The sequence below is a fragment of the Terriglobales bacterium genome (genome assembly GCA_035651995.1).
Classification (GTDB): Bacteria; Acidobacteriota; Terriglobia; order Terriglobales; family Acidobacteriaceae; genus DASRER01.
Map to the genome: position 1 here is coordinate 375,303 of DASRER010000002.1, position 25,639 is coordinate 400,941.

General features: G+C 65.2%; 27 protein-coding genes and 1 tRNA gene. 9 read left to right on the forward strand and 19 right to left on the reverse strand.

Features of this window, described 5'->3' with window-relative positions; translation table 11 throughout:
* Positions 1–117 precede the first annotated feature (117 nt).
* Positions 118–1,122 (reverse strand): hypothetical protein, encoded by a 1,005-nt coding sequence (locus tag VFA60_01840; protein HZQ90515.1) that lies wholly within the window; start codon positions 1,120–1,122, stop codon positions 118–120.
* 265 nt (positions 1,123–1,387) lie between these two features.
* On the opposite strand from VFA60_01840, the gene VFA60_01845 reads away from it, so the two are divergent.
* Positions 1,388–2,377, forward strand: coding sequence for a hypothetical protein (locus tag VFA60_01845; GenBank protein ID HZQ90516.1), 990 nt, complete (start codon positions 1,388–1,390; stop codon positions 2,375–2,377).
* A gap of 20 nt (positions 2,378–2,397) precedes the next feature.
* On the opposite strand, the gene VFA60_01850 is transcribed toward VFA60_01845, so the two are convergent.
* Positions 2,398–2,589, reverse strand: a complete 192-nt coding sequence (locus VFA60_01850) for a hypothetical protein (protein HZQ90517.1) — start codon at positions 2,587–2,589, stop codon at positions 2,398–2,400.
* Positions 2,590–2,913: 324 nt separating this feature from the next.
* Here VFA60_01850 and uvrA point away from each other — a divergent pair, with 324 nt between their 5' ends.
* Complete coding sequence (gene uvrA / locus VFA60_01855) at positions 2,914–5,763, forward strand: excinuclease ABC subunit UvrA (protein ID HZQ90518.1); 2,850 nt, start codon at positions 2,914–2,916, stop codon at positions 5,761–5,763.
* A 12-nt stretch (positions 5,764–5,775) separates the two neighbouring features.
* Here the strand turns inward: uvrA and VFA60_01860 are convergent, their stop codons facing one another.
* Positions 5,776–5,994, reverse strand: a complete 219-nt coding sequence (locus tag VFA60_01860) for a hypothetical protein (protein ID HZQ90519.1) — start codon at positions 5,992–5,994, stop codon at positions 5,776–5,778.
* On the opposite strand from VFA60_01860, the gene VFA60_01865 reads away from it, so the two are divergent.
* The 4 genes from VFA60_01865 to mtnA all read left to right on the forward strand — a co-directional run bounded on the left by VFA60_01865 (position 5,968) and on the right by mtnA (position 9,160).
* Positions 5,968–6,813, forward strand: coding sequence for a CPBP family glutamic-type intramembrane protease (locus VFA60_01865; GenBank protein HZQ90520.1), 846 nt, complete (start codon positions 5,968–5,970; stop codon positions 6,811–6,813). The two genes, VFA60_01860 and VFA60_01865, sit on opposite strands and share 27 nt — an antisense overlap.
* A 210-nt stretch (positions 6,814–7,023) precedes the next feature.
* Positions 7,024–7,617, forward strand: coding sequence for an orotate phosphoribosyltransferase (gene pyrE, locus VFA60_01870; protein HZQ90521.1), 594 nt, complete (start codon positions 7,024–7,026; stop codon positions 7,615–7,617).
* A gap of 38 nt (positions 7,618–7,655) precedes the next feature.
* Positions 7,656–8,006, forward strand: coding sequence for a VOC family protein (locus VFA60_01875; GenBank protein HZQ90522.1), 351 nt, complete (start codon positions 7,656–7,658; stop codon positions 8,004–8,006).
* 95 nt (positions 8,007–8,101) lie between these two features.
* Complete coding sequence (gene mtnA, locus VFA60_01880; protein ID HZQ90523.1) at positions 8,102–9,160, forward strand: S-methyl-5-thioribose-1-phosphate isomerase; 1,059 nt, start codon at positions 8,102–8,104, stop codon at positions 9,158–9,160.
* Positions 9,161–9,232: 72 nt separating this feature from the next.
* Here mtnA and VFA60_01885 read toward each other — a convergent pair whose 3' ends face one another.
* From VFA60_01885 to trpC, 13 genes are all read right to left on the reverse strand, one after another.
* Complete coding sequence (locus VFA60_01885; protein HZQ90524.1) at positions 9,233–9,649, reverse strand: hypothetical protein; 417 nt, start codon at positions 9,647–9,649, stop codon at positions 9,233–9,235.
* Between the two features lie 158 nt (positions 9,650–9,807).
* Positions 9,808–10,545, reverse strand: a complete 738-nt coding sequence (locus VFA60_01890; protein HZQ90525.1) for a DNA alkylation repair protein — start codon at positions 10,543–10,545, stop codon at positions 9,808–9,810.
* Between the two features lie 8 nt (positions 10,546–10,553).
* Positions 10,554–11,249, reverse strand: coding sequence for a CoA transferase subunit B (locus VFA60_01895; GenBank protein HZQ90526.1), 696 nt, complete (start codon positions 11,247–11,249; stop codon positions 10,554–10,556).
* Positions 11,250–11,320: 71 nt separating this feature from the next.
* Positions 11,321–12,016 (reverse strand): CoA transferase subunit A, encoded by a 696-nt coding sequence (locus VFA60_01900; GenBank protein HZQ90527.1) that lies wholly within the window; start codon positions 12,014–12,016, stop codon positions 11,321–11,323.
* 92 nt (positions 12,017–12,108) lie between these two features.
* Positions 12,109–12,561 (reverse strand): DCC1-like thiol-disulfide oxidoreductase family protein, encoded by a 453-nt coding sequence (locus VFA60_01905; GenBank protein ID HZQ90528.1) that lies wholly within the window; start codon positions 12,559–12,561, stop codon positions 12,109–12,111.
* On the reverse strand, positions 12,558–13,451 hold the full coding sequence (locus tag VFA60_01910; protein HZQ90529.1) for a prephenate dehydrogenase/arogenate dehydrogenase family protein: 894 nt from the start codon (positions 13,449–13,451) through the stop codon (positions 12,558–12,560). Before VFA60_01910 ends, VFA60_01905 begins: the two co-directional genes overlap by 4 nt.
* Positions 13,452–13,466: 15 nt before the next feature.
* Complete coding sequence (aroF, locus tag VFA60_01915; protein HZQ90530.1) at positions 13,467–14,483, reverse strand: 3-deoxy-7-phosphoheptulonate synthase; 1,017 nt, start codon at positions 14,481–14,483, stop codon at positions 13,467–13,469.
* 83 nt (positions 14,484–14,566) lie between these two features.
* A complete protein-coding gene (locus VFA60_01920) occupies positions 14,567–14,887 on the reverse strand; it encodes a chorismate mutase (GenBank protein HZQ90531.1) in 321 nt (106 codons plus the stop codon).
* An 83-nt stretch (positions 14,888–14,970) separates the two neighbouring features.
* Positions 14,971–15,765, reverse strand: a complete 795-nt coding sequence (trpA, locus tag VFA60_01925) for a tryptophan synthase subunit alpha (protein ID HZQ90532.1) — start codon at positions 15,763–15,765, stop codon at positions 14,971–14,973.
* Positions 15,762–16,505 carry a hypothetical protein gene (locus VFA60_01930; protein HZQ90533.1) on the reverse strand — a complete coding sequence of 248 codons (744 nt, stop codon included), beginning with the start codon at positions 16,503–16,505 and terminating at the stop codon, positions 15,762–15,764. Before VFA60_01930 ends, trpA begins: the two co-directional genes overlap by 4 nt.
* Positions 16,502–17,725 (reverse strand): tryptophan synthase subunit beta, encoded by a 1,224-nt coding sequence (gene trpB, locus VFA60_01935; protein HZQ90534.1) that lies wholly within the window; start codon positions 17,723–17,725, stop codon positions 16,502–16,504. Before trpB ends, VFA60_01930 begins: the two co-directional genes overlap by 4 nt.
* A 15-nt stretch (positions 17,726–17,740) precedes the next feature.
* Entirely contained in the window at positions 17,741–18,451 is a 711-nt protein-coding gene (locus tag VFA60_01940) for a phosphoribosylanthranilate isomerase (protein HZQ90535.1), read from the reverse strand.
* A gap of 121 nt (positions 18,452–18,572) precedes the next feature.
* Positions 18,573–19,382, reverse strand: a complete 810-nt coding sequence (gene trpC, locus VFA60_01945) for an indole-3-glycerol phosphate synthase TrpC (GenBank protein HZQ90536.1) — start codon at positions 19,380–19,382, stop codon at positions 18,573–18,575.
* Positions 19,383–19,499: 117 nt separating this feature from the next.
* On the opposite strand from trpC, the gene VFA60_01950 reads away from it, so the two are divergent.
* The 3 genes from VFA60_01950 (at position 19,500) to VFA60_01960 (ending at position 21,269) form a co-directional block, all read left to right on the forward strand.
* On the forward strand, positions 19,500–19,898 hold the full coding sequence (locus VFA60_01950) for a hypothetical protein (GenBank protein ID HZQ90537.1): 399 nt from the start codon (positions 19,500–19,502) through the stop codon (positions 19,896–19,898).
* A gap of 110 nt (positions 19,899–20,008) precedes the next feature.
* Complete coding sequence (locus VFA60_01955) at positions 20,009–20,371, forward strand: cupin (protein HZQ90538.1); 363 nt, start codon at positions 20,009–20,011, stop codon at positions 20,369–20,371.
* A 79-nt stretch (positions 20,372–20,450) separates the two neighbouring features.
* Complete coding sequence (locus VFA60_01960) at positions 20,451–21,269, forward strand: hypothetical protein (protein ID HZQ90539.1); 819 nt, start codon at positions 20,451–20,453, stop codon at positions 21,267–21,269.
* 110 nt (positions 21,270–21,379) lie between these two features.
* Here VFA60_01960 and VFA60_01965 read toward each other — a convergent pair.
* From VFA60_01965 to VFA60_01975, 3 genes are all read right to left on the reverse strand, one after another.
* Positions 21,380–21,466: transfer RNA gene (locus VFA60_01965), tRNA-Leu, on the reverse strand.
* Positions 21,467–21,710: 244 nt separating this feature from the next.
* Positions 21,711–22,874 (reverse strand): alkaline phosphatase family protein, encoded by a 1,164-nt coding sequence (locus tag VFA60_01970; GenBank protein ID HZQ90540.1) that lies wholly within the window; start codon positions 22,872–22,874, stop codon positions 21,711–21,713.
* Between the two features lie 170 nt (positions 22,875–23,044).
* A complete protein-coding gene (locus tag VFA60_01975) occupies positions 23,045–25,372 on the reverse strand; it encodes a PKD domain-containing protein (GenBank protein ID HZQ90541.1) in 2,328 nt (775 codons plus the stop codon).
* Positions 25,373–25,639: the final 267 nt, after the last annotated feature.

The window sequence follows — 25,639 nt, forward strand, 5'->3', positions numbered from 1 at the left end:
TTGTCACTTGACCTGCCAACATGCGTCAGAACACCGAATCGCAAAACCGCCTGTCGTGCTCTCGCCCGTTGAGAACAGGATCTCAGCGTCACGCAGGACTCTGTTCCTCGTGTGCGCCTACTTCACGTCCTTCATCGCCAGCATCGAGCCGTAGTCTTCACCCGCCGGCGGAACCGCGCGCGCCACGACGCCACTGAACGCCGCACGGAACTCGGGGTACTTCGCGACGATCGCCTTGATCACCGCCATGGTGTCGGCAAAGGCCTGGCCGCGATCGGCGACGCTGGGCACCTGAAAGCGCGCCACCACGTCGAGCCCGTCGCCGACGGGCGCGGCGGAGATGTCGGTCACGCGATAGGTTTTGCCGGCCGCGAGCAGGTCCATGGGCGCGGCGCGCGTGGGCAGGTCAGCCGGACGCGCCTGCTGCAACTCGCCGCTGAGCTGGTCGAGCTGCGCCGTGCTCATGAAATCCACGGGCGCGAGCAGCGTCCAGGCTGTCAGGTAATACAGCCAGGCGTTATGCGCCTGGCCCTGCTGCTTGTAGTTGCGCGCCTGGCGGAAATACCAAATGCCGTCGTGTCCGCCAATCTGCTGCGGACGGATGTAGAGCCCGCCCAGCTTCCAGCTCGCGCCCTGCTGCTGCAAAACTTCGGTTACGGTGAGGGGCATCTTGCCGCCGCGGGCGTCGAGGATGGCAATGGCGTAGTTGCCCGGCGAGAGATTGGGAATGAGGAAGCCGGCGCTGTTAGCCGTGTGGCCGTTGGCCCCGAAGACGCCGCAGAAAAACTCGGCCCGCGCAATGGGTGCGTTGCCTTCAGCCGAAAGCACGTAGAGCGACCTGGTGGCGGACTGCGCGCCCTGCAGGCCCTCGCGATTTTCCGCGATGGCGCCTTCGACCGATCCGAAGCTCGACGCCAGCGACGGAATCGCGCTGGCCCGCAGGCTCGCGTAATCGGCGGCCGAGGTCATGCGAAAGAACTGCTGTACGGCGGCTTCGACCGACTGCCGCGCGGCCGGATCCAGGTCGGCGGCGGTGGAGCAGGTTTGCGCCGCGGCTGCGCCTGAGCAAGCCAGCGCCACCGCCAGCGCCAGGGGGATCCAAAGTCTAGAACTCCGTTGCATGACAGTTCTTTCTCCAGACTGCGATCAAAGGTCCCAGGACGATTGGAGTCGGGGTCGCGCCTTTATAGGATGCTCCTAACCCGGTGCTCAGATGCAAGTGCCGCCAAGGCGCGGCTGGCTGCCGGCTGCTGGCCCGACAACCTTCCTCCTAACGCGAAAAGCGGCGGTGCCTTGAAGGGCTTAGGGGCGTCGGCCAGCAGCACGTAACTGGACGCGGCAGCCGGGCTTTCAATGCTAGAATTTTTGCATCAGACGTTGTGTCGGTATGACGCGGTATTTCTTCAGGTTTCTGGTCTACGTTGTTTTTGCGGGCATGCCTGGCACGCTCACGCTGCAGGCGCAGACCCCCGAGTTTCCTCCTGACATCCAGGCGCCGGCCAGTGCGAACGCTCCGGCAACGCAGCAGGCTCCGCCGCAAGCCGCGCCACCGGCCGCGAACACGCCCGCGGCTGAGCCCTCGCACACTGCGCCGGCGGCGGCAGCGGGCGAGCGTGCAAACCCGAAGCCGAATGCTCTGCCGCGCGCAACCGCGCACGCCACCACGCGGAAGGGCAAAGCGAAAACGCAGTCGGGAGCAGCCTCCACCGCGGCCCTCGACGTCCCGCCACCGCCTCCGCCGACACCGGCGCAGATGCCGCCCACGCGGCCGCAGGTGAGCTACCGCGATGGCCTGCTCTTCATCGACGCGCAGAATTCCACGATGGCGGACGTACTTTCCGCGGTCCGCAACCGCACGGGCGTAGCGATTGACGTGCCTCCGGTGGCGGCCGGCGAGCGCGTGTTCTTCCACGCCGCTCCCGGCAGCGTGCGCGACGTTCTTGCGTCCCTGCTGACCGGATCGCGGTTCAACTTCGTGATCCTGGGATCGGAGCGCTCGGCCGACGCGGTGCAGCGCGTGATCGTGACCCAGCGCGCTCCGGAAGGCGGCGCGCAGCAGCCGCTGCCTGCCTTCGGCGACGGCAGCGCGCAGGGCGACAACCAGGACGCGGAAATTCCGGACCGCGAAATCGAGGACAATGCGCCCCAACCGCAGCCGGCGGCGCCGGCCGGAGCGAACGCCGATCGTCCGCAGTTTCCGCCTATGCCGTTGGGCCAGTCGCAGGGCGGTCAGCAGCCCAACGCGCAGCAACCCGGCGCCCAGACGCCCACCAACACACCACAGCAGCCAAAGACGCCGGAACAGTTGCTGGAAGAGCTGAAGAAGATGCAGCAGCAGCAGCAGCAGCAGCAGAATCAGCAGAAGCCGCCACAGTAAGGCACCTTTGAATCCTGCTCTTAGTCCACGCTGGCAGCGAGCGGCGCGAGGACCTGCGTGGCGCTGGCGCTGCGCAGGCGGCGAGGACGCTGGCCGAAGAGCTTGAGGATGCCGACGATGGCGCCGTAGCCGACGGCGATGCCGAAGGCCACGGCGAGCAGGATTGTGAGAAGCAGTACGGCTGACGCCAGCAGCGTCCACATGCGAATCACCTGGTTTGATGCGGGTCCGGCCTCGGGGATGCTGGCTGCCGCAAGTTCTGGCCCAACAGCGACGTGGCCCAAGTCCCGGCCGACCAAATTCATCTTCGGCCGCAACCCCTGAATTTACTCGCGTTGACGCGTGGCGCAATTGCCAACTAAGATACGTGAGTAGAGTTGCGTTCCCTCACTCTCGGACTTTTCCGTGGCCCTGTCCACGTCACCCAAGGCCACGTCCTTCGGCGAGGGCAGCGGCAACGCTGGATTCGGGCGCGTGAGGCTGGCCGGAAACTGCTGTCCGGCAGGCACTTAGGGGCGGCCAGCAGAACTGTTCCCATGGCGATTTCCAAGATTTCGGTCCGCGGCGCGCGCCAGCACAACCTGAAGAACATTGACGTTGAAATCCCCCGCAACACGCTGACCGTCATTACCGGGCTGAGCGGATCGGGCAAATCGTCGCTGGCTTTCGACACGATCTACGCCGAGGGACAGCGCCGCTACGTGGAGACCCTTTCGGCCTACGCGCGCCAGTTCCTCGACCAGATGGAGCGCCCCGATGTGGACGCCATCGACGGGCTGAGCCCCTCGATCGCCATCGAGCAGAAGACCACCAGCCGCTCCCCGCGCTCCACGGTGGGCACCATCACCGAAATCTACGATTATCTGCGGCTGCTGTATGCCAACGTGGGCGTGCCGCACTGCCCCAAGTGCGGGCGCGAGATCTCGCGGCAATCGGCCGACCAGATCGTGGCGCAGGTGATGGAGCACGTGCGCGGCGAAGCCACAAAAGAAGAAGAGCGCGTCATGGTACTGGCGCCCATCATTCGCGGGCGCAAGGGCGAGTTCAAAAAAGAGCTGGAGAAGCTGGCGCAGCATGGCTTCACGCGCGCGCGCATTGACGGCGAGCTGCGCAACCTGGTGGACGACGAGATCAACCTCAACAAGCGCAAGAACCACACCATCGAAGTCGTGGTGGACCGGCTGCTGCTGAAGTCCGGCATCGAGAAGCGGCTGGAGAACTCGGTCGCCATCGCGATGAAGCTGGCCGGCGGGCTGGTGACGATCTCGTACGTCGGCGGAAAGGCGAGCCAGGAGCGCGTGTTCTCGGCGCGGCTCGCGTGCCCGGTGTGCGGCATCAACGTGCCGCAACTGGAGCCGCGCTCGTTCTCGTTCAACAGCGCTTACGGCGCGTGTCCCGAGTGCCAGGGGCTGGGCAGCCGCTATGACTTCGATCCGGCGAAGGTGATCGTGGACTGGTCGAAGCCGCTGCTGGAAGGCGGGCTGGGGCCCGGGTCGGCGTCAGGAAACCTGATTAACAGCCTGCAGATCGCGGCTGAAGCCTACGGCTTCGACCTGGCGACACCGTTCGAGCAGCTTCCCGGGAAAATTCAAAACCTGGTGTTGTACGGACCCGACGGAAAAGAGAAAAGCAAACTCGGATTCCGCGGCGTGCTCGCGTACCTGAAGAACAATCTGGAGGACGCGACCTCGGAAGGTTACCGCGAGTGGCTGCTGGGCTATATGTCGGCCACCAAGTGCCCGGTGTGCCACGGGCAGCGGCTGCGGCCGGAAAGCCTGGCGGTGAAGGTGAACGGACGCAGCATCGCCGAGTTCACTGCGCTGCCGGTCTCGCGCGCGGTGGAAGCCGTGAAGGCAATCAAGCTCAGCGAGCGCGAGGAGAAAATCGCCGGGCGCGTGGTGCGCGAGATCGCCGAGCGGCTGCAGTTCCTGAATGCCGTTGGATTGAACTATATCTCGCTCGACCGCTCGGCGGCGACGCTGAGCGGCGGCGAAGGCCAGCGCATCCGGCTGGCCACGCAGATCGGCTCACGGCTGCGCGGCGTCCTGTACGTGCTCGACGAGCCTTCCATCGGGCTGCATCACCGCGACAACGGACGCCTGCTTGCCGCGCTGGAATCGCTGCGCGACCTGGGAAACACGGTGCTCGTAGTCGAGCACGATGAAGAAACCATCCGCCGCGCCGACTACGTGATCGATCTCGGCCCCGGCGCCGGCCGCCACGGCGGCCACCTGGTTGCCCAAGGCACGCCGACGCAGATAACCGAAAGCGACAAATCGCTGACCGGCGCGTATATCTCCGGCAAAGCGCGCATCGGGCTGCGGCACGCGCGGCGCGAGCCGCAGGCGTGGCTCACCGTGCTCGGCGCGCACGAAAACAACCTGAAACACCTCGACGTGGCGTTTCCGCTCGGGGTGATGACGGTCGTGACCGGCGTCTCCGGCTCGGGAAAATCAACCCTGGTCAACGACATTCTTTATCGCGCCCTGGCGAAGAAGCTCTACCGCTCGCGCGAGGAACCGGGCGGGCACAAGTCGATCAGCGGCGTGGAAGCGGTGGACAAGGTCATCCGCATTGACCAGTCGCCGATTGGGCGCACGCCGCGTTCGAATCCGGCCACGTACACCGGCGTGTTCACGCACATCCGCGACCTGTTCGCGATGCTGCCCGAGTCGCGCGAGCGCGGCTACAAGGCGGGACGCTTCTCATTCAACGTGGCCGGCGGACGCTGCGAGGCGTGCCAGGGCGAGGGCCAGCGGCGCATCGAAATGAACTTCCTGCCCGACGTGTACGTGCAGTGCGAAGTGTGCGGCGGGCATCGCTACAACCACGAGACGCTGGCGGTGCGCTACAAGGGCCACTCGATCGCCGACCTGCTGGAGATGCCCGCGTCCGACGCGCTGGCCATCCTGGAAAACATTCCGCAGATCAGGCAGAAGCTGCAAACCGTCGTCGACGTGGGGCTCGGATACATCCACCTGGGACAGTCGGCAGTCACGCTCTCGGGCGGCGAAGCGCAGCGCATCAAGCTGGCGCGCGAACTGAGCAAGCGCCAGACCGGCAAAACACTCTACCTGCTCGACGAGCCCACTACGGGCCTGCACTTCGACGACGTCAACAAGCTGCTCGACGTGCTGCACCGGCTGACCGACCTGGGCAACAGCATCATCATCATCGAGCACAACCTCGACGTGATCCGCAATGCCGACTGGATCGTGGACCTTGGGCCGGAGGGCGGCGACGATGGCGGCCGCATCGTCGCCCAGGGAACGCCCGAGCAGGTGGCGCGCACGAAGAAGTCGTACACCGGCCAGGCTCTGGCGACGGCGCTCGCGCCGGACGGCAACGGCGCAGCGCGTCCGCGTCAGAAAACCGGGCCGGCGTAGGTCTTCCCTGCTTCACTGCTTCCCCGCCGCTCGCCACACCGCAAACGACATTCCCTGCGGGTCGAGCAGGACGGCCATCGCGTCGCCTTCGGGCAGGACGGTGGCGGGGACGAGCACGCGCGCGCCCGTCCGCTCGGCTTTCTGCGCGGCCGCCTTGACGTCCTTCACCGCGGTGAACTCGGCAACCGGTGTAAGCTCAAAGCAGTGGATCCCGACCTCAATCCGCCGCATGACACGTCTCTGGCCGAAGCGCGCGAGGCGTCACCGATCGCGCCGGGCAAGCTGTTGCCCGAGCGAAACCGTTCAGCGGCTTTCACCGGCGAATCGCCGGCCTGGGGCGTGGGAGACGTTCTCGGATTGGCGGGGGTTGCGCTGCTGGCGATCGTGTTCTTTTCCACCGTGGCAGTCGTGCTGGCACAGCTGTTCCAGCACGGCACGCCGGTCAGCGAGATCGTGAAGGACGTTCGCGTGATCCTGGGAGCGCAGGCGGCTGCATACCTGGTGCTGCTGCTGTTCATGCACATGCTGATCGCGCGGCGCGATGATGCGCCGTTCCCAGTCGCGGTGAAGTGGAACTGGCCGGAGACCAGGTGGGCAGCCTGGATCGTGCTCGGCGTGCTGCTGGCGATCGTGACGCAAACCGTTTCGTCGCTGCTGCCGATTCCCAAGTCACTGCCCATCGACAGCTACTTTCACGATCAGGCGTCGGCGTGGGCGATGGCCGCCTTCGGAACGCTGCTCGCGCCCCTGGTGGAGGAGCTGTTCTTTCGCGGATTCCTGTATCCAGTGCTGGCGCGGGGCCTGGGCGTGATCGCGGGCGTGGCAATTACGGCGGCGCTGTTTGCCGTGGTCCACTCGGCGCAACTGGCGCACGCGTGGGCGCCGCTGCTGGTGCTGTTCGCGGTCGGCGTGGCGCTCACCCTGGTGCGTGCGCGTACCGGATCGGTGGCAACCAGCCTGTTGGTACACATGGGCTACAACGCCACGCTGTTCACCCTGGTTTACTTCGCGACGGACCGGTTCCAACACCTGGAGCGGATGACGCAATGAGGCCATTTCGTGATTTGGTGATTTGGTGATTTGGTGATTTGGTGAGTTCGTGATTGGCGATTTCGCAGTCGGCCCTCGGCGCCGGGATTTCGCCGGCACAGCACGGACATTCACGGCCAAATGCCAAGCGCTCATTGCTAAGTGCCGGATTGCGCAATCACCAACTCAGCAAATCACCAAATCCACGCGGCTCTGGTATCGTTGAGAGCGATGTCTCCGCGTGACCAGCTTCTGCGTCTGCTCGCTGAGAAATCGTTCCGCCTGGGCGAGTTCACGCTCTCGTCGGGCGCAAAGAGCGACTACTACGTGGACTGCCGCACCACGACGCTCGATGCCGAAGGCGCGAAGCTGGTGGGCGCGGCGTTTCTGGACGAAATACGCGCGCGCGGCTGGCATCCGGAGGCGGTCGGCGGGATGACGCTGGGCGCCGATCCCATCGCGGTGGCGGTGGCGGTGCTGGCGGCGGAAAGCAACGCGCCGATTCACGCTTTCCTCGTGCGCAAGGCGGAGAAGAAACACGGGACGGCGCAGCGCATCGAAGGATTCAGGCGGCGTGGCGCGCGGGTGGTCATCGTGGACGACGTGTGCACCACGGGCACGTCAATCCTGGAGTCGATCGCGGCCGCGCGCGAGGCGGGCTTCCAGATCGCCGGCGTCATGTGCCTGGTGGAGCGTGAGGAAGCCGGCGGACGCGAAGCGGTGGAGCGGGCCGCCGCGCCGGCGCCGTTTCTGGCCCTGTTCCGCGCGGCGGAAGTGCGCAATCGTCGCGTACTGCTGGAGTCGCAGCAGGCGGGCATCCGCTGAGCGCGAAGAGCAAGGAACGTCACAAAGGAGGTCGTCACATGATCGGCAAACTCGGCCTCATCATGGTGGTGGTAAAAGACATGAAGCGCAGCACCGCGTTCTATCGCGACGTGCTCGGCCTCAGCGTACGCTTCGAGAGCCCTGAGTGGACGCAGCTCGACGCCGGCAATATCGGCGTCGGTCTGCACGGGCAGAGCCAGCAGCTGCACTCCGACAAGACCAACGCCGTGCAGTTCGGCTTCTACGTGGACGACGTGCAGAAGACCGTCGCCGACCTGAAGAAGAAGGGCGTGCACGTTGTGATGGAACCGAAGAAAGAAGATTTCGGCTGGCTGGCCATCATCGCCGACCCGGACGGCTATCACATTCAGCTGGGGCAGACACGCTGAACCGCCGCTAGCTGCTGGCGACTGGCTGCCAGCTGATTTTTTGCGGAATTCGAAGTCATGTTTGGCCAGCTGCCAGTGGCTGGCAGCGCTTTTTTATGATCCACACTCTCCAATGGACCGACGCCGGCGTGGTCTTCATCGACCAGACCCGGCTGCCCACCGAAGAGGTGTACGTCACCTGCCGCACGCACGAGGAAGTGGCGGATGCGATCCGCACCATGATCGTGCGTGGCGCGCCCGCCATTGGCGTGGCGGCGGCGATGGGCATCGCGCTCGGCGTGCGGAACTCGAAGGCGCGCAGCGTGCTGGAAATCGGTCCGGAGTTCGATCGCATTTGCCAGACGCTTCGCTCGACGCGGCCGACGGCGGTGAATCTGTTCTGGGCGATCGAGCGCATGCGCCGCGTATTCGCGGAGGCCTCGGCGAAGTCGCAGTCGCTCACAGACCTCCAGCGGGTCTTGATTCACGAAGCGCAGACCATGCACGCCGAAGACGTGGCCGCCTGCGTGGCCATCGGCAAGCATGGCGCGGCGCTGATGCCTGCCTCCGGCGGCGTGCTTACGCACTGCAACGCCGGTGCGCTGGCCACCTGCGGCTATGGCACGGCGCTGGGCGTGGTCCGCGCGGCGGTGGAAGCCGGCAAGAAGATCCACGTTTTCGCCGACGAGACGCGTCCGTTTCTGCAAGGCTCGCGCCTCACAGCGTGGGAGCTGATGAAAGACGGCATCCCGGCCACCGTCATCTCCGACAACATGGCCGGCGCCATGATGCGCCAGCAGAAGATTGGCGCCGTGGTGGTGGGCGCCGATCGCATCGCTGCGAACGGCGATGTGGCCAACAAGATCGGCACCTACAGCGTGGCCGTGCTCGCCAGGGAACACGGCATTCCCTTTTACGTCGCCGCGCCCTGGTCGACGATTGACCTGGAAACGCCGACCGGCGCCGAAATCCCCATCGAACAGCGCTCGCCGCGCGAGGTAACGCACCTGGCGGGCAAGCAGATTGCGCCTGATGGCGTCCACGTGGAGAACCCCGCGTTCGACGTGACGCCGGCGCGCTACGTGGCCGCAATCGTGACCGAGCGCGGCGTCGCCCGCGCGCCGTACGGCGAGTCGCTGAAGCAACTGGCGGAAGCAACCGCTGCGACGGTCTGACGCGGGAGACCTGGCAAGCTGCGTCTCTGCAGCTCTCGCGGGAGCGGTGGCGGCGCGGGTTTGGCCCCGCCGTCACTTCTTGTCCACGAACCCGCGCAGCACCTCTGTACCCGAGGGATGGTCCACGTTGGCGTTGTCCTCGGCGGTCACCAACACGTCGAACTTCTTATACGGAACAGTTGCCTTGACGGTGGCGGCCATGTCTTCGGGGTTCACCCGGACGACGCCCAGCTTCTCGGGCGGGCGATCTTCGCTTGGCTTGGCCCAGACGACATAAGTGGTCTTGGCCGGATTCAGCCGGTCGGGCGGAGCCAGGTGCTCGAACTTGAGCTCCAGGGCGGTGTTCCCGTTGCGATCGGTGTCCGCTTTGATTTTTCCGGTTGCGGCGGGAACTGCATCGCTGGCCTTCATGGGAAACTCGTCGGCCGCGGCAACGGCCAGCAGCGCGAGGACGACGAGGCTGGTGACAGCAAGTGCACGGAATCTCATAGAACTCTCCCCTGCGGAGCTTCGAGGTTGCGCTTTCTTTTCTTGTGAAGGATGCGGCTTCAGCGGACTTTGTTGCTATCGCGTGAGAGCAGTCGAGAGGGGCTGGCTCGGGCTGGCGCCGCCGCGGGCTGCGCTCCGCGGCCGAGAGAGAAATCAGCTCACGGCTTCAACCGGCGGAGAACCGCCGGGCTGGTGAGTTCCTTCACCGCGCCCTTGCCGATCCAACGTGCGCTGGCGCCGGGAGAGGCGGCGAGTCGCTGCGCCAGCTTCACGGCAGCTGAATTCAGAGCGCGATTGCGCCGGCCGATCAGCCGCAGCGCCCAGCTCACGCCCTTCTTCACGAAGTTGCGCTCGTCGGTCGCGGCCCCTTCGATCAGGGCCAGGCCGCGGATGAAGTGTTCGTCGGGCGCCTGCTTGTCGTGCAGCGCGAGGCAGGCCAGCAGCGCGAACGCAGCGCGCTTCTGGAACTCGCCGCTCTTCTTCGACCACTGCGTAACTCTGGCAAACGCGTGCGGCGTGCAATCGAACAGGTGGAAGCACACGGTGTCGCAGATGCCCCAGTTGTCGAAGTCGCGGCACCAGCGGTCCATCTGCGCGGGCGTGACTTGCGCGGGATCGTCAACGAACGCGGCAAGCATGCGCGCTTCGTGCCAGCCGGTCTGCCACAAATCAGCGGCGAGTTGGTGGTTGCGCCCGAGACGCTTGCCAAGCGCCTGGATCTTGTTGACCGGCACGCCGAACGCCTTGTCTGACGGCAGGCCGTAGCGCGCCATGCCCGTGAGGGTTTTCTTGTCGGCAAGGCGCTTCAGTTCAGCGACAACCTGCTTCGCGCTCTTCGCGAGCGCGCCGGCCGCTTTCGGTTTGGAGCGTGCAGACTTTGCCGCGGTTGCGGGCATCGCTCGACTCAGCTCTCCATCACTTTCAGCGCGGGGCTGAGGATCAGCGTGGGCTCGGTGGCGCGCTGCACATCGTCGGCGGTGAGGCCCGGCGCGACTTCTTCCAGCACGAGCCCGGCGGGCGTGACGCGGATATAGGCCATCTCGGTGACGATCGTGTCCACAACCTTGACCCCGGTGAGCGGCAGCGAGCATTTCTTCAGGATTTTCGGCTTGCCCTCGCGCGTGGTGTGCTCCATGGCGATGACCACGCGCCGCGCGCCGGCCACCAGGTCCATGGCGCCGCCCATGCCCTTCACCATTTTGCCGGGAATCATCCAGTTGGCCAAGTTCCCTTCTTCGTCCACTTCCATGGCGCCGAGCACGCTCAGGTCAACGTGGCGCCCGCGGATCATGGCGAACGAATCGGCGCTGGAGAAATATGCGGTGCCGGGAATTTCCGTGACCGTTTCCTTGCCGGCGTTGATCAGGTCCGGATCTTCGGCGCCCTCGAGCGGATACGGCCCGACGCCGAGCATGCCGTTTTCGCTTTGCAGCACCACATCGATGCCGGCGGGCACGAAGTTCGCCACCAGCGTCGGCACGCCAATGCCGAGGTTGACGTAGAAGCCGTCGCGCAGCTCGCGCGCGATGCGGCGCACGATCCTATCCCTTTTCTCGGCGTCTTTCTGTTTCGAAACGGGCGTGGCGGGTATCGTCGTCATGAAGAGTTCTCAATTCTCGGTTCTCGGAAGAAGTTTTCCCTCTGCGTCCTCCGCGTCTCCTGCGGCGTGCCTTACGCCTTGCGCACGGTGTGTTTTTCGATGCGCTTCTCGTAATTCGTGCCCTGGAAGATGCGCTTCACGTACACACTCGGCGTGTGGACGTGGTCGGGATCGAGCTGCCCGACTTCGACCAGTTCTTCCACTTCCGCAATCGTGACACGCGCGGCGGTGGCCATGACCGGATTGAAGTTGCGCGCCGTCTTGCGATAAACGAGGTTCCCCCACTTGTCGCCCTTCCAGGCCTTGATGAAGGCGAAGTCGGCGACCAGGCCGCGTTCGAGGATGCAGCGCTGCCCGTCGAAACTGCGCTCTTCCTTGCCCTCAGCGATCATGGTGCCCACGCCGGTCGGCGTGAAGAAAGCGCGGATCCCGGCGCCGCCGGCGCGAATGCGCTCGGCCAGCGTGCCCTGCGGGTTCAGTTCCAGCTCGAGTTCGCCGGAGAGCACCATCTGCTCGAGCAGCTTGTTCTCCCCCACGTAGCTGCCGATGTGCCGGCGGATCTGCTTGCTGCGCAGCAGCAGGCCCAGGCCGAAGTCGTCAGTGCCGGCGTTGTTGCTTATGGTGGTCAGGTTCTTCACGCCTTTCTTGACGATGGCGCGAATGAGGTTCTCGGGATTGCCGCACAGTCCGAAGCCGCCGAACATGATGGTGGCGCCGTCGGTTACGTCGAAGATGGCTTCGTCGGCGCCGGGGAAAACCTTGTGCATGCGTCTGCTCCGAGTGGAACAGGTGATTTTATACCGGCGAACAATTCTTACTGCGGATTGACGCGGAACGCGGAGGGTCCAATCGCTCGCCGTTAGATGTCAATGAAACGCGCGCGCTCTTCCGAAGAGGGGATGGGGCACGTTTCGTACCTTCCGAAGACGCGGTAGCGCCAGCGGGCGACCAGGTCGTAGAGCGCATCGCGGATTGCGCGCGGCACGGCGCCAGCGAGTGAGGCGAGCGCCTTCCAGAATCCGCCCAGCTGCCGGCCGATGTAAATCGCAGCCTCCGAGCGCGTCAGTAGCGCTTCCGTGGCAGCGCCGGGGTCCAGGACGACGACGACCGTGCTCAACTCTTTTGGATCGCGTTGATGCCTGCTCAGAACGGACGCGGCAAATCCGCTCTGCAGCGCGGCGAAGCGAAACATGCGGCGGCGGTCGCGCCGGAGCACGGACCGAACCGTGCGATTGCAGAGCGCGCACACGCCGTCGTAGAGCAGCACCGGACTTGATACGCTGCTGCTCCCGCCTTCGGCGCCGGGACTCACTTCTGCTTCTGATTCCGCGCCTGGGGCTTCTCGTCGTGGAAGCGGTTGCCCTGCTCGAACTCCCGGCGCAACTCGGGTGAGCGCAGGTTCTCCCGCAGGTGCGCGAGGCGCTGTTCGAGGGCGAGCAGGGCGTCGGCAATGTTCTCGGAGTTGGTGAGCGCGATGTCGCGCCACATGGAGTACGGGCTGGAGGCGATGCGCGTCATTTCGCGCAGCGCGCGCCCACCCACGGCGTGGACATCGTCGAGCGTGGCGCCCTCCGGACCGCTCGCGGTGAATTCGTCGAGCAGAGTTCCCGCGAGCGCGGTGGAAAGCATTTGCGGCAGGTGGCTCACCCAGGCGCACACCCGGTCGTGGCGCTCGGCGTCCATCGCGATCACGCGCGCTCCGATCTTGGCGAGGAAGGCGGTGTAGTCGCCGGCGCGGCCGAAATCGAGCGTCTGCACTTCCAGCGGTGTGACCAGCCAGACGGCATCGCGGAACAGGTCGGCATCGGCGTTCTCCACGCCTGAGTGCTCCTTGCCGGCCATCGGGTGGCCAGGCAGAAAGCGTGAGGCCGCTGCGTCACCAAAGAGTTCGTAAGCGCGAGCGACAATCGCCGACTTAGTACTGCCGACATCGGTGAGCAAAGTGCCGGGCGACAGAGCCGGCGCTAGCTTTTCCATCAGCTCGAGAATTGCGCCCACCGGCATGGCAAGCACAACCACGTCACTGCCTTTGCTTGCCGCGACGGGATCGGCGACGGCGGTGTCGATCACACCGCGACGCTTGGCTTCGTCGAGTATCGACGGGCGGTCGGAGCCGATGACGCGAATTCCCTCGCGCTTGGCGGCGAGCGCCAGTGAGCCGCCGATGAGGCCCGTGCCGAGAATCGTTATCTGTCGCAACATGGATGACCCCGATCGTCAGATGGTCCGTCCCACCGCCGGCGCAATCATCCTCAGCTCGTCCATGAGCTTCGAAAACTGTTCGGGAAAGAGCGACTGCGCGCCGTCGGAGAGCGCCTTGTCGGGGTCGGGGTGCACCTCGATGAGCAGCGCGTCGGCGCCGGCGGCGACGGCGGCGCGCGCCATGGGAGCAACCTTGTCGCGGCGTCCGGTGCCGTGCGACGGGTCGGCGGTCATGGGCAGGTGCGAGAGTTTCTTGATGATGGGAATGGCGGAAATGTCGAGCGTGTTGCGGGTGTAGGTCTCGAACGTGCGAATGCCGCGCTCGCACAGCACCACGTCGTAATTGCCGCCGGCCATGATGTACTCGGCCGAGAGCAGCAGCTCTTCCAGTGTTGCGGCGATGCCCCGCTTGAGCAGCACCGGCTTGCGCACCTTGCCGAGTTCGCGCAGCAGGTTGAAGTTCTGCATGTTGCGCGCGCCCACTTGCAGGATGTCCACGTAGGGCAGCATGAGCTGGATCTGCGAAATCTCCATGACCTCGCTGATCACCAGCATGTTGAACTTCTCGCCGGCTTCGCGCAGCAGCTTGAGTGCTTCTTCGCCGAGTCCCTGGAAGGAATACGGCGACGTGCGCGGCTTGAAGGCGCCGCCGCGCAGCACGCGCGCGCCCGCCTTCGACGTTTGCTCGGCAACGCGGAACAGTTGCTCGCGCGACTCGACCGAGCATGGACCGGCCATGACCACGACCTGGTCGGCGCCGATGGTCACGCCGCGCGCAAGTTTGAGCACCGTGCCTTCGGGGCGAAACGCCTTCCCTGCCAGCTTGTAGGGCGCGCTGATGCGGTGTACCTGCTCGACGCCGGGAAGGACTTCGACGTCGCGGACGTCGAAATCTGTGCGCGAGCCGACAGCGGCGAGCACCGTCTGCCGCTCACCGGTGGTGCGGTGCACGTCGAAACCCATCTGCGTGAGCCGCTCGATCACGCGCTGGATCTGCGTGTCGGACGCCGTCTCTTGCATTGCCACAATCATTGCAGGATCAGTTCTCGGTTCTCAGTTCTCGGTTTGTCCGTCTCAATGTTCGCGACTGGGACCGAAAACGGAGAACTGAAAAACTATTCATTCACTTCCGCGTCGAATTCGGTGTCGTGACTGGCGCCTTCCTGCTCCGGATGGATCTCTTCCTTCTGCAGCTTGCGCATCACGTCGATGATTCGCTCGTAAATGTGCCTGAGCTCCAGGTCGGGCAGCGGGCCTTTGTTTTCGCGCTGCGCGTTTTCGTAGATGATGCGCTCGCGCTCGGGCTCGTAAATCGGCATGTCGGTGTGGCGCTTCAGCTTGCCGATTTCCTTGGCGGCATGCGCGCGCTCGTTGAGCAGCGCAATCAGCTTGCGGTCAATCTCGTCGATTTTGCGCCGCCAGTCCGCGATGTCCATAAGAGCAGCAGTCAGCACTCAGCAGTCAGCAGTCAGCACTCAGCCCCTGAGCGGTTCCAAGCGCCCACAGAAAGCGCGATGGCTCAGCCGGCTGAATGCCGCCTGCTGGCTGCTGAATGCTCGCCTTTGAGCTTGCCCACCAATTCTGCCACAGCGCGCGCCGCGCCCGCTTTTCCGGCGGACTCGATGGCCTGCACCAATGCGCTGCCGACAACGACGGCGTCGGCAAATCTGCCCGCTTGAGCAAACTGCTCCGGCGTCGAGATGCCGAAACCGACCGCGATCGGCAGCCTGGAGAAGCGTCGCAGGCGGGCGACCAGCTCGCGCGCGTCGGAGGCGAGCTGCTTCTGCTGCCCGGTGACGCCGGTGCGCGAGACGGCATAGATGAATCCGCTGGAGGCCTTCGCGATGGCGCGCAGCCGGGCGTCGGTGCTGGTGGGCGCGGCGAGAAACACAGTGGTCAGATTGCGAGAGCGCATGGTGCGCAGATAGTCGTCCGCTTCCTCGACCGTCAAATCGGTGATGAGCGCGCCGTCGACGCCGGCCGCTTGCGCGGTTGCCGCGAAGCGCTCTACGCCGAAGCGCAGCACCGGGTTGAAGTAGGAAAAGATGATGAGCCCGGCATCGCTCTGGCGGCGGACGTCGCACGCGAGGTCGAGCACGTCGCCAAGGCGCGTTCCGTTTTCCAGCGCGCGCTGGCTGGCCCGCTGAATCACCGGGCCATCGGCGACGGGATCGGAGAACGGCACGCCAAGCTCGACCACGTCGGCGCCCGCGTTGACCGCCGCGAGCACGACCTCACCGGTGGCGCCGAGGTCGGGATCGCCGCAGGTGACGTAGGCGATCAGCGCAGGCCGCGCGTGAAATCGCAGCGTCATGGCGCGGCGGTCTTGCCCCGGAACATTTTGCGGCGCGCGTCGGGCCAGAATTCGTGTCCCAGGTTGGCGGCGGCGGCGCCCAGGAGTCCAAATCCGAACCGCGAGAAGGTAAGGCCCGCGCCCCGGCTCTGGTCGGGATAGTAGGCGTTCGAAAGCGCGCCGCTGAAAAGCGCGCCCCCGAGCAGCGAGTAGTTGGACTGCCGCTTGCCGTCGTCGGAGCGGGTGATCAGCACGCGCGACAGCGCGTAGCCTGTCCTGCTGCCAAAGCTGCCGCCGGCGCGGCGGAAGTAGCGTGGATCCTGGCGCAGCAGCGTGGCGAGCATAAAGCGGCCGAAGAACACGGCGGAACTTTGGTCGGCCAGCGAGGCGCCGAAGCGTTTGCCGAAGCCCTCACCCCCCTGTCCGTACGGTTCGGGAGAGTTCCTTGCCTGTCCAATCCCCGCGTCAAGGCCTGCGACGGCCCAGTTCAGCGGGTTGTAAGCGTACCCGGAGAAGATGCGGAACTTGCCGGCGGCAGAAATCGGCGTGGCCGCGTCGGCGGTTTCGTAACTGCGGCCCGTCCCGAAGATGCGTTTGGGCTTCTTCTCTGCGGCGCTCGACGGAGCGCTGGGCGCCCCAGCCGGGGCAGGGTCCTGATCGCGAACCGGCAACTCCGCCTGAGCTGGCTGCCACAGCGTGCTCAGGCAAAACGCGAGCACGCAAGGTCCCAGCCGCGATGTAGATTTTCCGCCGACGTTCATAGCTTCAGCTCCTCGCGCAGGATGCCCATGTCTTTGTCGCCGCGGCCGCTGATGTTGACGATTACCGTCTCGCTCTTCTTCATGCGCGCAGCGCGCTTAACGCATTCGGCCACTGCGTGCGCCGCCTCCAGCGCGGGAATAATGCCCTCGCTGCGCCCCAGAAGCGTGCAGGCTTCCAGCGCCTCGGCGTCGGAGGCGGCGGTGTACTCAGCGCGGCCCGACTCAGCCAAGTAGGCGTGCTCGGGACCGATGGCGGGGTAGTCGAGGCCGGCGGAGACCGAGTGCGTCGGAGCGATCTGCCCGGCGTCGTCTTGCAAGACGTACGAATACGTTCCCTGCAGCACGCCGGGCGAGCCGCCTGGCTTTTTCGCGGTGCCCATGAGGGCCATGCGCGCGGCGTGCGCGCCGAGTTCGGGGCCGCGCCCGCCGGCTTCAACTCCGACCAGACGCACGCGCTTGTCCTTCAGGAAGCCGCTGAAGATGCCGATCGCGTTCGACCCGCCGCCTACGCAGGCGATCACCGCCGAAGGCAGTTTCCCCGCCTGCTTCATGATTTGCGCGCGCGCTTCGCGCCCGATGACGGTGTGGAAGTCGCGCACCATCGCCGGGTAAGGATGCGCGCCCAAAACGCTGCCGAGCAGATAGTGCGTGGTGCGCACGTTGGTGACCCAATCACGCATGGCTTCGTTGATGGCGTCTTTCAGCGTACGCGAGCCCGAGTTCACGCCGCGCACTTCGGCGCCGAGCAGCCGCATGCGAAACACGTTGAGTTCCTGGCGGCGCATGTCCTCCGTGCCCATGTAGACCACGCACTCCATGCCCATGAGCGCGCACACCGTGGCGGTGGCCACGCCGTGCTGGCCGGCGCCGGTTTCCGCGATGATGCGCCGCTTGCCCATGCGCCGCGCCAGCAGCGCCTGTCCGATGCAGTTGTTGATCTTGTGCGCGCCGGTGTGCAGCAGGTCTTCGCGCTTCAGGTAGATCCCGGCGCCGCCAAGTTTTTTCGTGAGACGCCGCGCAAAAAACAGCGGCGTGGGACGTCCGGCGTAGTTGCGCAGCAAGTCGGCGAATTCGCGCTGAAAGGCGCGTTCGCGCCGCGCCTTCGCGTAGGCCGCCTCCAGCTCCTCGAGCGCCGCCATCAGCGTTTCCGGAACGTAGCGGCCGCCGAACCGGCCAAAGCGTCCGGGCTGCGGCGGCGTTTGTTTGGCGGAGGCGGACATAGAGGCTGCTTGGCGTTACTTCTTGCCTTTCGCGGTTCGCGCCGCCTTTTCCTTTTCCTTGGCCCTGGCCTCGCGCGCGGCCTTGATGAAGGCGCGCAGCTTGTCGTGGTCCTTTTTCCCCGGCGTTTTCTCGGTGCCGCTCACCACGTCGACGCCCCACGGACTCAGGATGCTGATCGCGGTTGCAACATTCTCGGCCGTAAGGCCGCCCGCCACGATGATGGGAAACGACCGCCCGAAGACCTTCACCTTGTGCTGCCAGCGCGTCCAGTCGAACGTTTCGCCGGTGCCGCCGCGCACCTGGCCAATGATGGAGTCGAGCAGGAGCGCGTCAATCTGCAGGCGCTCGCGCGTTGTCGGATGGCCGCTGGCCTCTTCCCACTCTTCGCCGCTGGCCGGGACCATGAGGATAACCCGGCGTCCCGGCGCTGATTTGCGCCACTCGGCCAGCTCGGGAACGATGGCGCGGTCACCCTCGCCGCTGAGCTGGATGCCGGTCAGGCCGGCCTGCTCGGCGATCTCGCGGATGCGCCCCGGCGATTCGTTCACAAACACGCCGATCTTCTCCACCTCAGGCGGCAATCCGGCAACGACCTTGCGCGCCGCCTCGGGCTCGATGCGCCGCGGGCTGGGCGCGAAGATGAATCCCAGCGCGTCAGCGCCGGCGCTGGCGCCGGCCAGCGCGTCTTCCAGGTTCGTGTTGCCGCAAATCTTGATCCAGGGCATAAGGGCGGTTTCTAGTTTCTGGTTTCCGGTTTCTGCGTTTTCGTCTTCGTCTTCTCGTGCTCCTTGCTTGCTGGTTGGAGCTGGCGCATTGATCCATGCGCGAAACACTGGAAACGAGAAACTAGAAACTGGGAACGTTGGTTCTTGAAGGCGACAGCAGCTCCCGCAGCGCCTCACCGGGATGCTGCGCCGCCATCAACGACTCGCCGACCAAAAACGCGTCATACCCGGCTTCCCGCAGCGCGGCAATATCACTCGCATGGCCGAGGCCGCTCTCGGCGACGCGCACCGCATCACGCGGAATCTGCGGCGCCAGCCGCAGCGCCGTGTTCAGGTCCACGCGAAACGTGCGCAGGTCGCGATTGTTGACGCCGATCAGATCACATCCCGCGGCGACGGCGCGCTCCAGTTCACGTTCGTCGTGCACCTCGCAGAGGACATCCAGACTCAGGCCGCGGGCAGCATCAGCCAGGCGGCGCATGGCGGCATCGGCGAGCCCTGCGGCGATGAGCAACACAGCATCCGCATGGTGCGCGCGCGCTTCGAGCAACTGGAATTCGTCAACCATGAAGTCCTTGCGCAGGCACGGCAGATGAGTCGCCTGGGAAGCGGCCCTCAGGTTCTGCAGCGAGCCCTGGAAGAATTCCTCGTCGGTGAGCACGCTGAGGGCGGCGGCGCCGGCCTGCTCCAGTTCGCGTGCCAGCGCTGCCGGATCGAGCTCCCGCCGGATGAGCCCGCGCGAGGGCGACGCCTTCTTGAGCTCGGCGATCACCGCCGGCCCGCGCTCCGAGCGGTCTTTCAGCGTTCGCCGAAAGCCGCGCGGGACGTGGCTTTCCGCCTGGCGCTCGAGCGCGCGCACGTCGGCACGGCCGCGGTCTCGCTCGACGTGCCGCCGCGTTGCGGCGATGATTTCTTGCAGCCCGATTGGCATGCGCGCGTGGATCTTTGAGTATACCTGCCCCGCCGCGAGTTGACAGCGCGTCTCCCGCGGAGTAGCTTCCCTCCGCCTTTCAAGCCATTCCAAACTGAATTCTCAAGGAGGGAACTTATGAGAGCACGAGTCGTGGTCTGCCTCGTCATGGCGGCCATTCTCTTGACCGCAGCCGCCGTGGCACAGGACGCCGTGAAGGCTGATCCCAAGCACTACACGGTGGTCAGCGAGAACGCGAAGGTCAGGATCCTGAAGATCCACTACGGACCGCACGAAAAGTCGGTCATGCACAGCCATCCCGACAGTGTGGTCATTCCGCTCAGCGACCTGAACGCCAAGTTCACCATGCCGGACGGCAAGACCGAGACGCGGGCGATGAAGCACGGCGAGGCGCAATTTACGCCCGCGGTGACCCACCTGCCCGAGGACACCTCGGACAAGCCGTTCGAGGCCATCCTGGTCGAGTTAAAGGGCAGCTCTGCCAGGGCAGCCGCCGCCGCGCCGGCCAAGAAGTAGTCTCGGGTTCGTCTGCGCCAGACGCCCGCCCGCGGAACAACGCGCGTGGCGGGCACTTCCTTTCAGCAACCCGACCTTGTCAGTCAAGCCCGCCCATGTACACTGCCGGCGTGCCAACCCTGATCGCATCGCCAACGCGCATCACCGCCGCCGGCAACAAGCCCAAGCTGATTGATGAATACGTCGGTCGCGTAAATTCACAGTCGCAGCAGGTCAGCGTGGCGCACATGCGCAGTCCGGGCGGATGGCGGGAACCGGGGCAGCGTCCCGAGTTCGATGAGTACACGCTGGTGCTGCGCGGCCTCCTGCGCGTGGAGCACGACGGCGGTTACCTCGACATCCGCGCGGGACAAGCCGTGATCGCGCACAAAGGCGAATGGGTGCGCTACTCGACGCCGGAAGCCGAAGGCGCGGAGTACGTGGCCATCTGCCTGCCCGCGTTCTCGATGCAAACGGTGCACCGCGACCACTAGCGGGCGAATCGGCCTTCTGCGCAATTCCCGTCGCGAACGCATGTAGAATACCTCCCGCTCCCGACCGGAGGAAACCCGCATGCGCCTCGCGCTCGTTCTCGCGTTGATGCTCTCCACAACCGGATGCGGATGGATCAAAGGCTTCTTTGAGCAACAGGCCGAAAAAGCCAAGGCCAAAGCTACCGAAGCCGCCAAGAACGCGCTCGCCGAGGCGCAGAAGCAGGCGCAGCAGCAAGGGCAGGCGAACCCGAATGTCGAACGGAAAGAAGCGCCGACACCCGAGGTGCGCGGCGCCGCGCCGCGCGGCATCACCACCGGGCAGAGCGCCGACATCGTTCTCACCGGCGCATTCGGCGACGTGAAGGACGTGACGGCGGGCGAGATATGCCACGTGGAGCAGTGGAAGGCGGTGTCGGCGACCGAGATCCACCTGACGGTGAACGCCGACGACCGCGTGGGCGATTGTCCGATCACGCTGAACACCGGCGGCGGCCGCGGCGCCAGCGTTTACCTGGAAGTGCAGGCCAGCGCCGCCGCCAAGGCGCAGCGCGAGCGGGAGCAACAGCAGGAAGCCCAGGAACAACAGGCCAGGGCGGAAAAGGACGTCCAGCAGCGGCTGGAGATGGCGGGCACGAAGTGGTCTGTGAAACTGCCTTCCGGCAAGACCGATGAGTGGACGCGCTACGAAACGCTGCCCGGCGGGATCACGCGGTTCAAGTCAAGGAACGGCGTGAATTTCATGATCGTCGCCAATCCCGATGGCACCGTGGCGGCGCAGAGCGAAGACGGCAGCTGCCTGTTCAGCGGCAACGTGGAGAACGGCCGCGTGACCGGGCAGTCGCTCATGCCCAGGTGCTCGCTGGGCTCGGGCGCGTTCACTGCCACAGTCAGCAAGTAGAACGCTAAGCCTTCCCTGCGCGACCTGCGGCGCCCGCGTTGCCGAGCCGCGCAATCAATGGTCTTCCGAGTTTCTCCCGGAGAAAGGCCCACCAGCTATTTTCAAAAAAATGGTGCCGAAGAAGGGACTCGAACCCCCACGCCCTTGCGGGCACATGGACCTGAACCATGCGCGTCTGCCAATTCCGCCACTTCGGCTTCGGTGTGCGGAGCGCAACCTCACGGTCACGCCGTCAGGAAGGAGACAACTTTCTTATTTTACAAGCCGCGGTGGTTCTGTCAAACCCGGCGGTCGCCACTCTGCATTCAGCCGTCGGCCTTCAGTCCGCAAGCGGGCGGAGGCGAAAGCGGGCCTCGTCTCCACCCGCGACCGAATCCGCGCACATCAAGCGACTCCGGGAGACGCGAGAAGCGCCTCCCGGAGATCAACCAGCCAATTCAGCTACTTCACAGTTGTGTACACCGTGGCCTTGAATACAGATCCGGCCATTGTGTAAGCCTGCACGCTCACGCGGTGCGTGCCTGTGGAGAGTGGGAGGGACGTGTCGAGCCGGCCGCCGGAGACCTGGTATGTCTTGGCCCCGTCGATGTAGATCTGCAGGATGCGTACCCCTTCGGACGAAGTCGCGCCCGCCACAACTCGCACCGGCGAGGAAGAAGTTCCGTTGTTCGCCGGAGAGCAGATGGTGACGGTGTTGTTCACCGTGCTCAGCGTGCAGCCGGCGGTTGTGGGCGGTGGGGGCGTGCCTGTCGTGGTGAAGAACTCCGCCATCGAGCGCGCGCTGGCCGCGGCCCCCAGTTGCGGGTTGAGTCCCAGCGCCTCGAGAAATGTGCGCAGCAGGTTCTGGTGCTGATAGAAGCTCGTGGAGCGATACCCGCGTTTGCCGTACTTCGGGCTCACCACAACCGTCGCAATGTGCCCGCCGCCGTGCGCCGTGTCGCTGCTGTACGACTCATCGAACGCGATCACCAGCAGCCCGTCCTTCTGAAATTGCGCATTGGCCAGCAATGGCGCGACCTGCGCCTTCAGCCATGCGTCGGCTGCGCTCAGCGATCCATCGTGCGCGTTGTGGAGCTGGTTGGGCACGACGAACGAGAAGTCGGGCAGGGTTCCGTTCGCCAGATCGGCGGCGAATTGCGTGAACGGCACGATGAATGGGCGCTGGTTGCTGCTGTTCACCACGTCGGAGAAATACGCGAACGGATTGTGGTGCTTGATGTAGGGATACTGGTCACCGCCGGTGTAGCCGGCATAGGGCAAGCTTTCGGCGTAGACCTTCCATGTCTTCCCCGCCAGCATCAGGTGGCGCACGATGTTGTCGCCGCTGAACGTGCCGCCGTAGCCGTCGCTGTTGGTGACGATCTGGCCGGTGGTCATCATGAAGTAATTGCCGATCGAGGGATGCGTGTTGGCGTAGAACTGCGTCGCCAGTCCGCATTGGTTGGCGAGCGCATTCCCGTACGGCATGCTGCTCTTCCCGATCACGCTCGAGTAGCTGTGGTTTTCTTCCATCACCACGACCACGTGTCCCGCCGCCGGGACCGGAGCGCACACCGCCGAGAGTGAAAGCGAACTCAAAAACAGGGGGAGGAGGAACCTACGCAAATGCTCACCTCGCTCGAGGAGTTGCCCCGGAGGGGAGCAGCGAGGTTACAGGCCGCCGGCGGCGGTGAACATCGGCGGTTGACCACAACCGGCGCGCGATTACGAACCTACGGCCACCGGATACCGGCCCGAGGCGAGTTAAGGCCTTCCCCCGGACCGGGCCCGGCGATTCACCGCACCGTAAGCAGAACGGTCGTCTTGAACACCGCGCCGGTCGAGTCCCAGGCCTGCACCACCACCCGGTGCGAGCCCTTGCTCATCGTGACGGGCGTGTCGAGACTGGCGGCTTTCAGGGTGTAGACGCTCGCGTTGTCGAGATAAATGCGGATCGTGGTGATGGGATTCGCCGAGCAGGCGGTGGCGGCCACGCGGACCGGCGAGGTCACCGTCGCGCCCGAGAGCGGCGTGGCCACGCTGACGCCCGATGCGGTCACGACTTTGGTCGCCGAAGACGACCCGCCCGCGTTGTCTGTGACCGTGGCCTTCACTGTGTATTTGCCGGCGCCGCTGTAGGTGTGGCTGACCGCGGTGCCGCTCACAATTACGCCGTCGCCGAAGTCGATTTTCGATGCGACGATCTGCCCGTCACGATCGAGCGATGCGGCGGTCGAAGCCACCACCGGAAGTGGCGCGGGCCCCGATGCGGGCGTCACGCTTAGCGCTGCGGCCGGCGGCTGGTTGGGCGCGATCACCGAAACCGACGCGGTCGCCGTCGCGGTTGCGCCGAAGTTGTCCACCACCGTTGCCTTCACCGTGTAAACACCGGGAACGGCGTACGTGTGTGCCGCGACCGGGCCGGCGGTGACTGTGCCATCGCCAAACTCGATGCTCGAAGACGCGATGCTCCCATCAGGATCGGCCGACGACGCCGTCGAGGCGGTCACCATTAGCGGCGAAAGGCCGGTCAACGGTGTGAGCGCCAGAGCGGCGACCGGAGGCTGGTTGATTGCACTCACTGCAGCGGTGGCGCTTGCCGTGGCGCCCAGATCATCGGTGACGGTCGCGCTCACCGTGTAGGCGCCAGGTTGCGTGTAGGTGTGCGTCGCCACCGGGCCGGGCAGCACCGTGCCGTCGCCAAAATCAATGCTCGATGAAGCGATGGCGCCGTCCGCATCGCTCGAGGTTGTCGTTGAGGCGGTCACGGCCAGCGGCGCCGATCCGGAAGCGGGCGTCACGGTCAGCGCCGCCAGAGGTGGCTGGTTAGGAACGCTGTAGCTCACGCCGCCGGACATTTTGTTCACGATGCTCGGCTTGCCCACAGCTTTCACATAGAGCGTGTAGCTGCCGGGCGCCAGCGCGAATGAGCTCAGCTCCAGCGACGCGTTGCCGGTGGCGACGTCGGCGAGCGGCATCAGGTTTTGGCCGTCGCGCGACACAAAGACGGTGTAGTGGTCGAGCGTGTTCTCGTTCCCAGTGATGGTCCAGCCGAGGCTCGTTCCGCTCAGCGAGGCCGAGATGGCGACGCAGTTGTCGACGCCGGTTTCAATTTCGCTGCCCTCTTCGTAGTCGTTCCAGGTGACGAGCTGGAACATGGGGAGCTGCCGCGAGGCGCTGTAGTACTTCCCTGCCTCGGCGATGCTGGCGAGCCAGGTCTGGCCGCAATTCTGGTTCATGATGCGCCTGGAACCCCATGCGGCCAATGTGTCATTGAACCCCTTGTAGGAGGCCCCAAAGGGCGTCTCGCCCGGATTCTTCAGCGCGGTGGCGTAGAAATTGTCGAGATAGCCGAGGCCGATGTCGTTCGGATTGCCAGTATTGAGGTTGACCCAGGCGAAACCACCGTCGCTTTGCGCTTTGGAGAAGGCGCCGGAGTTGCGGAAAATGAACATCGGGTTGCCGTTTACGCCTGCCCGCGCGCGGTTCCAGTCAATGGCGTACTTCTCCACGCCGAAAAAGAAGACCACCGGGCGTCCGTTGACGCGCATGTACGCTGGCGAGCCTTCGAAATTCACCCAGGCGTAGTTGAGGTCGTCGATGAGCCGCTGCGTGACGTCGCAGCCGGCGGTGGCGGCACAGGCGTTCAGCGCGCCCACGTCTTCGGTGACGGCGAACTCGAAGGCGCCGCCGCGGGTCTCGGCCTCGCGCATCACCAGGAATGTGGTGGCATTGGGGCGCGTGTTGTTCGGCCCGTACCAGTCGATGATCGCGCCCGCCAGGCCGCGGCTCATCATGTCGTCCACCTGCCGCCGCACCTGCACGGCATCGTCGGAGCGATAGCCGACGTTCATGTGGTTCGTCCCGCCGAACCACGGCATGAAGTGGGCGTAGATCTTCGTCGTCGCTCCCAGGTACAGCAGCGACGACGTGGGCGCCTTGCTTACGTTGGCGGCCGCGATGTTGCCGTTGGTTTGCGCTACGAAAGAAGAAGCGGCGCTGGTGTTGTTGCCGGTTTCGGCGGCCAGGGTCGTCGTCGGATGGAAGTCCAGGTTGGCGGCGAACGCCACGCTTCCGGCGAAAACAATCGTTGTCGCAAGGGTGAATGCAGTGATCGCGCGCACCGATCTCCTCCGGGCGTTCTCGTGAAACGGGGGAAACGCTCCGGCGTTACAAAATGTGGCGTGGATTCTAAGAACAGTGGAACGCCCTAGTACTCAGGCGAATGACGTAATCCCTTCAGGGAATTGCCTTAGTGAAAGCAGTCAGCAGTCAGCAGTCAGCAGTCAGCACTCAGCAGTCAGCACTCATCCGCAAACGGTTGATTGGTCCGAGCGGCCCGGGTGCTCATGGGGCTACCGCGTGTTCGTTTGCTGAAGCGATGCCGTGCA

What these genes read in the sequence shown, in the direction of transcription:
- VFA60_01840 (HZQ90515.1), bottom strand. Translation starts at nt 1,122, where the DNA reads ATGCAACGGAGTTCTAGACTTTGGATCCCCCTGGCGCTGGCGGTGGCG.
- VFA60_01845 (HZQ90516.1), top strand. Translation starts at nt 1,388, where the DNA reads ATGACGCGGTATTTCTTCAGGTTTCTGGTCTACGTTGTTTTTGCGGGC.
- uvrA (HZQ90518.1), top strand. Translation starts at nt 2,914, where the DNA reads ATGGCGATTTCCAAGATTTCGGTCCGCGGCGCGCGCCAGCACAACCTG.
- VFA60_01860 (HZQ90519.1), bottom strand. Translation starts at nt 5,994, where the DNA reads ATGCGGCGGATTGAGGTCGGGATCCACTGCTTTGAGCTTACACCGGTT.
- pyrE (HZQ90521.1), top strand. Translation starts at nt 7,024, where the DNA reads ATGTCTCCGCGTGACCAGCTTCTGCGTCTGCTCGCTGAGAAATCGTTC.
- VFA60_01875 (HZQ90522.1), top strand. Translation starts at nt 7,656, where the DNA reads ATGATCGGCAAACTCGGCCTCATCATGGTGGTGGTAAAAGACATGAAG.
- mtnA (HZQ90523.1), top strand. Translation starts at nt 8,102, where the DNA reads ATGATCCACACTCTCCAATGGACCGACGCCGGCGTGGTCTTCATCGAC.
- VFA60_01885 (HZQ90524.1), bottom strand. Translation starts at nt 9,649, where the DNA reads ATGAGATTCCGTGCACTTGCTGTCACCAGCCTCGTCGTCCTCGCGCTG.
- VFA60_01890 (HZQ90525.1), bottom strand. Translation starts at nt 10,545, where the DNA reads ATGCCCGCAACCGCGGCAAAGTCTGCACGCTCCAAACCGAAAGCGGCC.
- VFA60_01895 (HZQ90526.1), bottom strand. Translation starts at nt 11,249, where the DNA reads ATGACGACGATACCCGCCACGCCCGTTTCGAAACAGAAAGACGCCGAG.
- VFA60_01900 (HZQ90527.1), bottom strand. Translation starts at nt 12,016, where the DNA reads ATGCACAAGGTTTTCCCCGGCGCCGACGAAGCCATCTTCGACGTAACC.
- VFA60_01910 (HZQ90529.1), bottom strand. Translation starts at nt 13,451, where the DNA reads ATGTTGCGACAGATAACGATTCTCGGCACGGGCCTCATCGGCGGCTCA.
- aroF (HZQ90530.1), bottom strand. Translation starts at nt 14,483, where the DNA reads ATGATTGTGGCAATGCAAGAGACGGCGTCCGACACGCAGATCCAGCGC.
- VFA60_01920 (HZQ90531.1), bottom strand. Translation starts at nt 14,887, where the DNA reads ATGGACATCGCGGACTGGCGGCGCAAAATCGACGAGATTGACCGCAAG.
- trpA (HZQ90532.1), bottom strand. Translation starts at nt 15,765, where the DNA reads ATGACGCTGCGATTTCACGCGCGGCCTGCGCTGATCGCCTACGTCACC.
- VFA60_01930 (HZQ90533.1), bottom strand. Translation starts at nt 16,505, where the DNA reads ATGAACGTCGGCGGAAAATCTACATCGCGGCTGGGACCTTGCGTGCTC.
- trpB (HZQ90534.1), bottom strand. Translation starts at nt 17,725, where the DNA reads ATGTCCGCCTCCGCCAAACAAACGCCGCCGCAGCCCGGACGCTTTGGC.
- VFA60_01940 (HZQ90535.1), bottom strand. Translation starts at nt 18,451, where the DNA reads ATGCCCTGGATCAAGATTTGCGGCAACACGAACCTGGAAGACGCGCTG.
- trpC (HZQ90536.1), bottom strand. Translation starts at nt 19,382, where the DNA reads ATGCCAATCGGGCTGCAAGAAATCATCGCCGCAACGCGGCGGCACGTC.
- VFA60_01950 (HZQ90537.1), top strand. Translation starts at nt 19,500, where the DNA reads ATGAGAGCACGAGTCGTGGTCTGCCTCGTCATGGCGGCCATTCTCTTG.
- VFA60_01960 (HZQ90539.1), top strand. Translation starts at nt 20,451, where the DNA reads ATGCGCCTCGCGCTCGTTCTCGCGTTGATGCTCTCCACAACCGGATGC.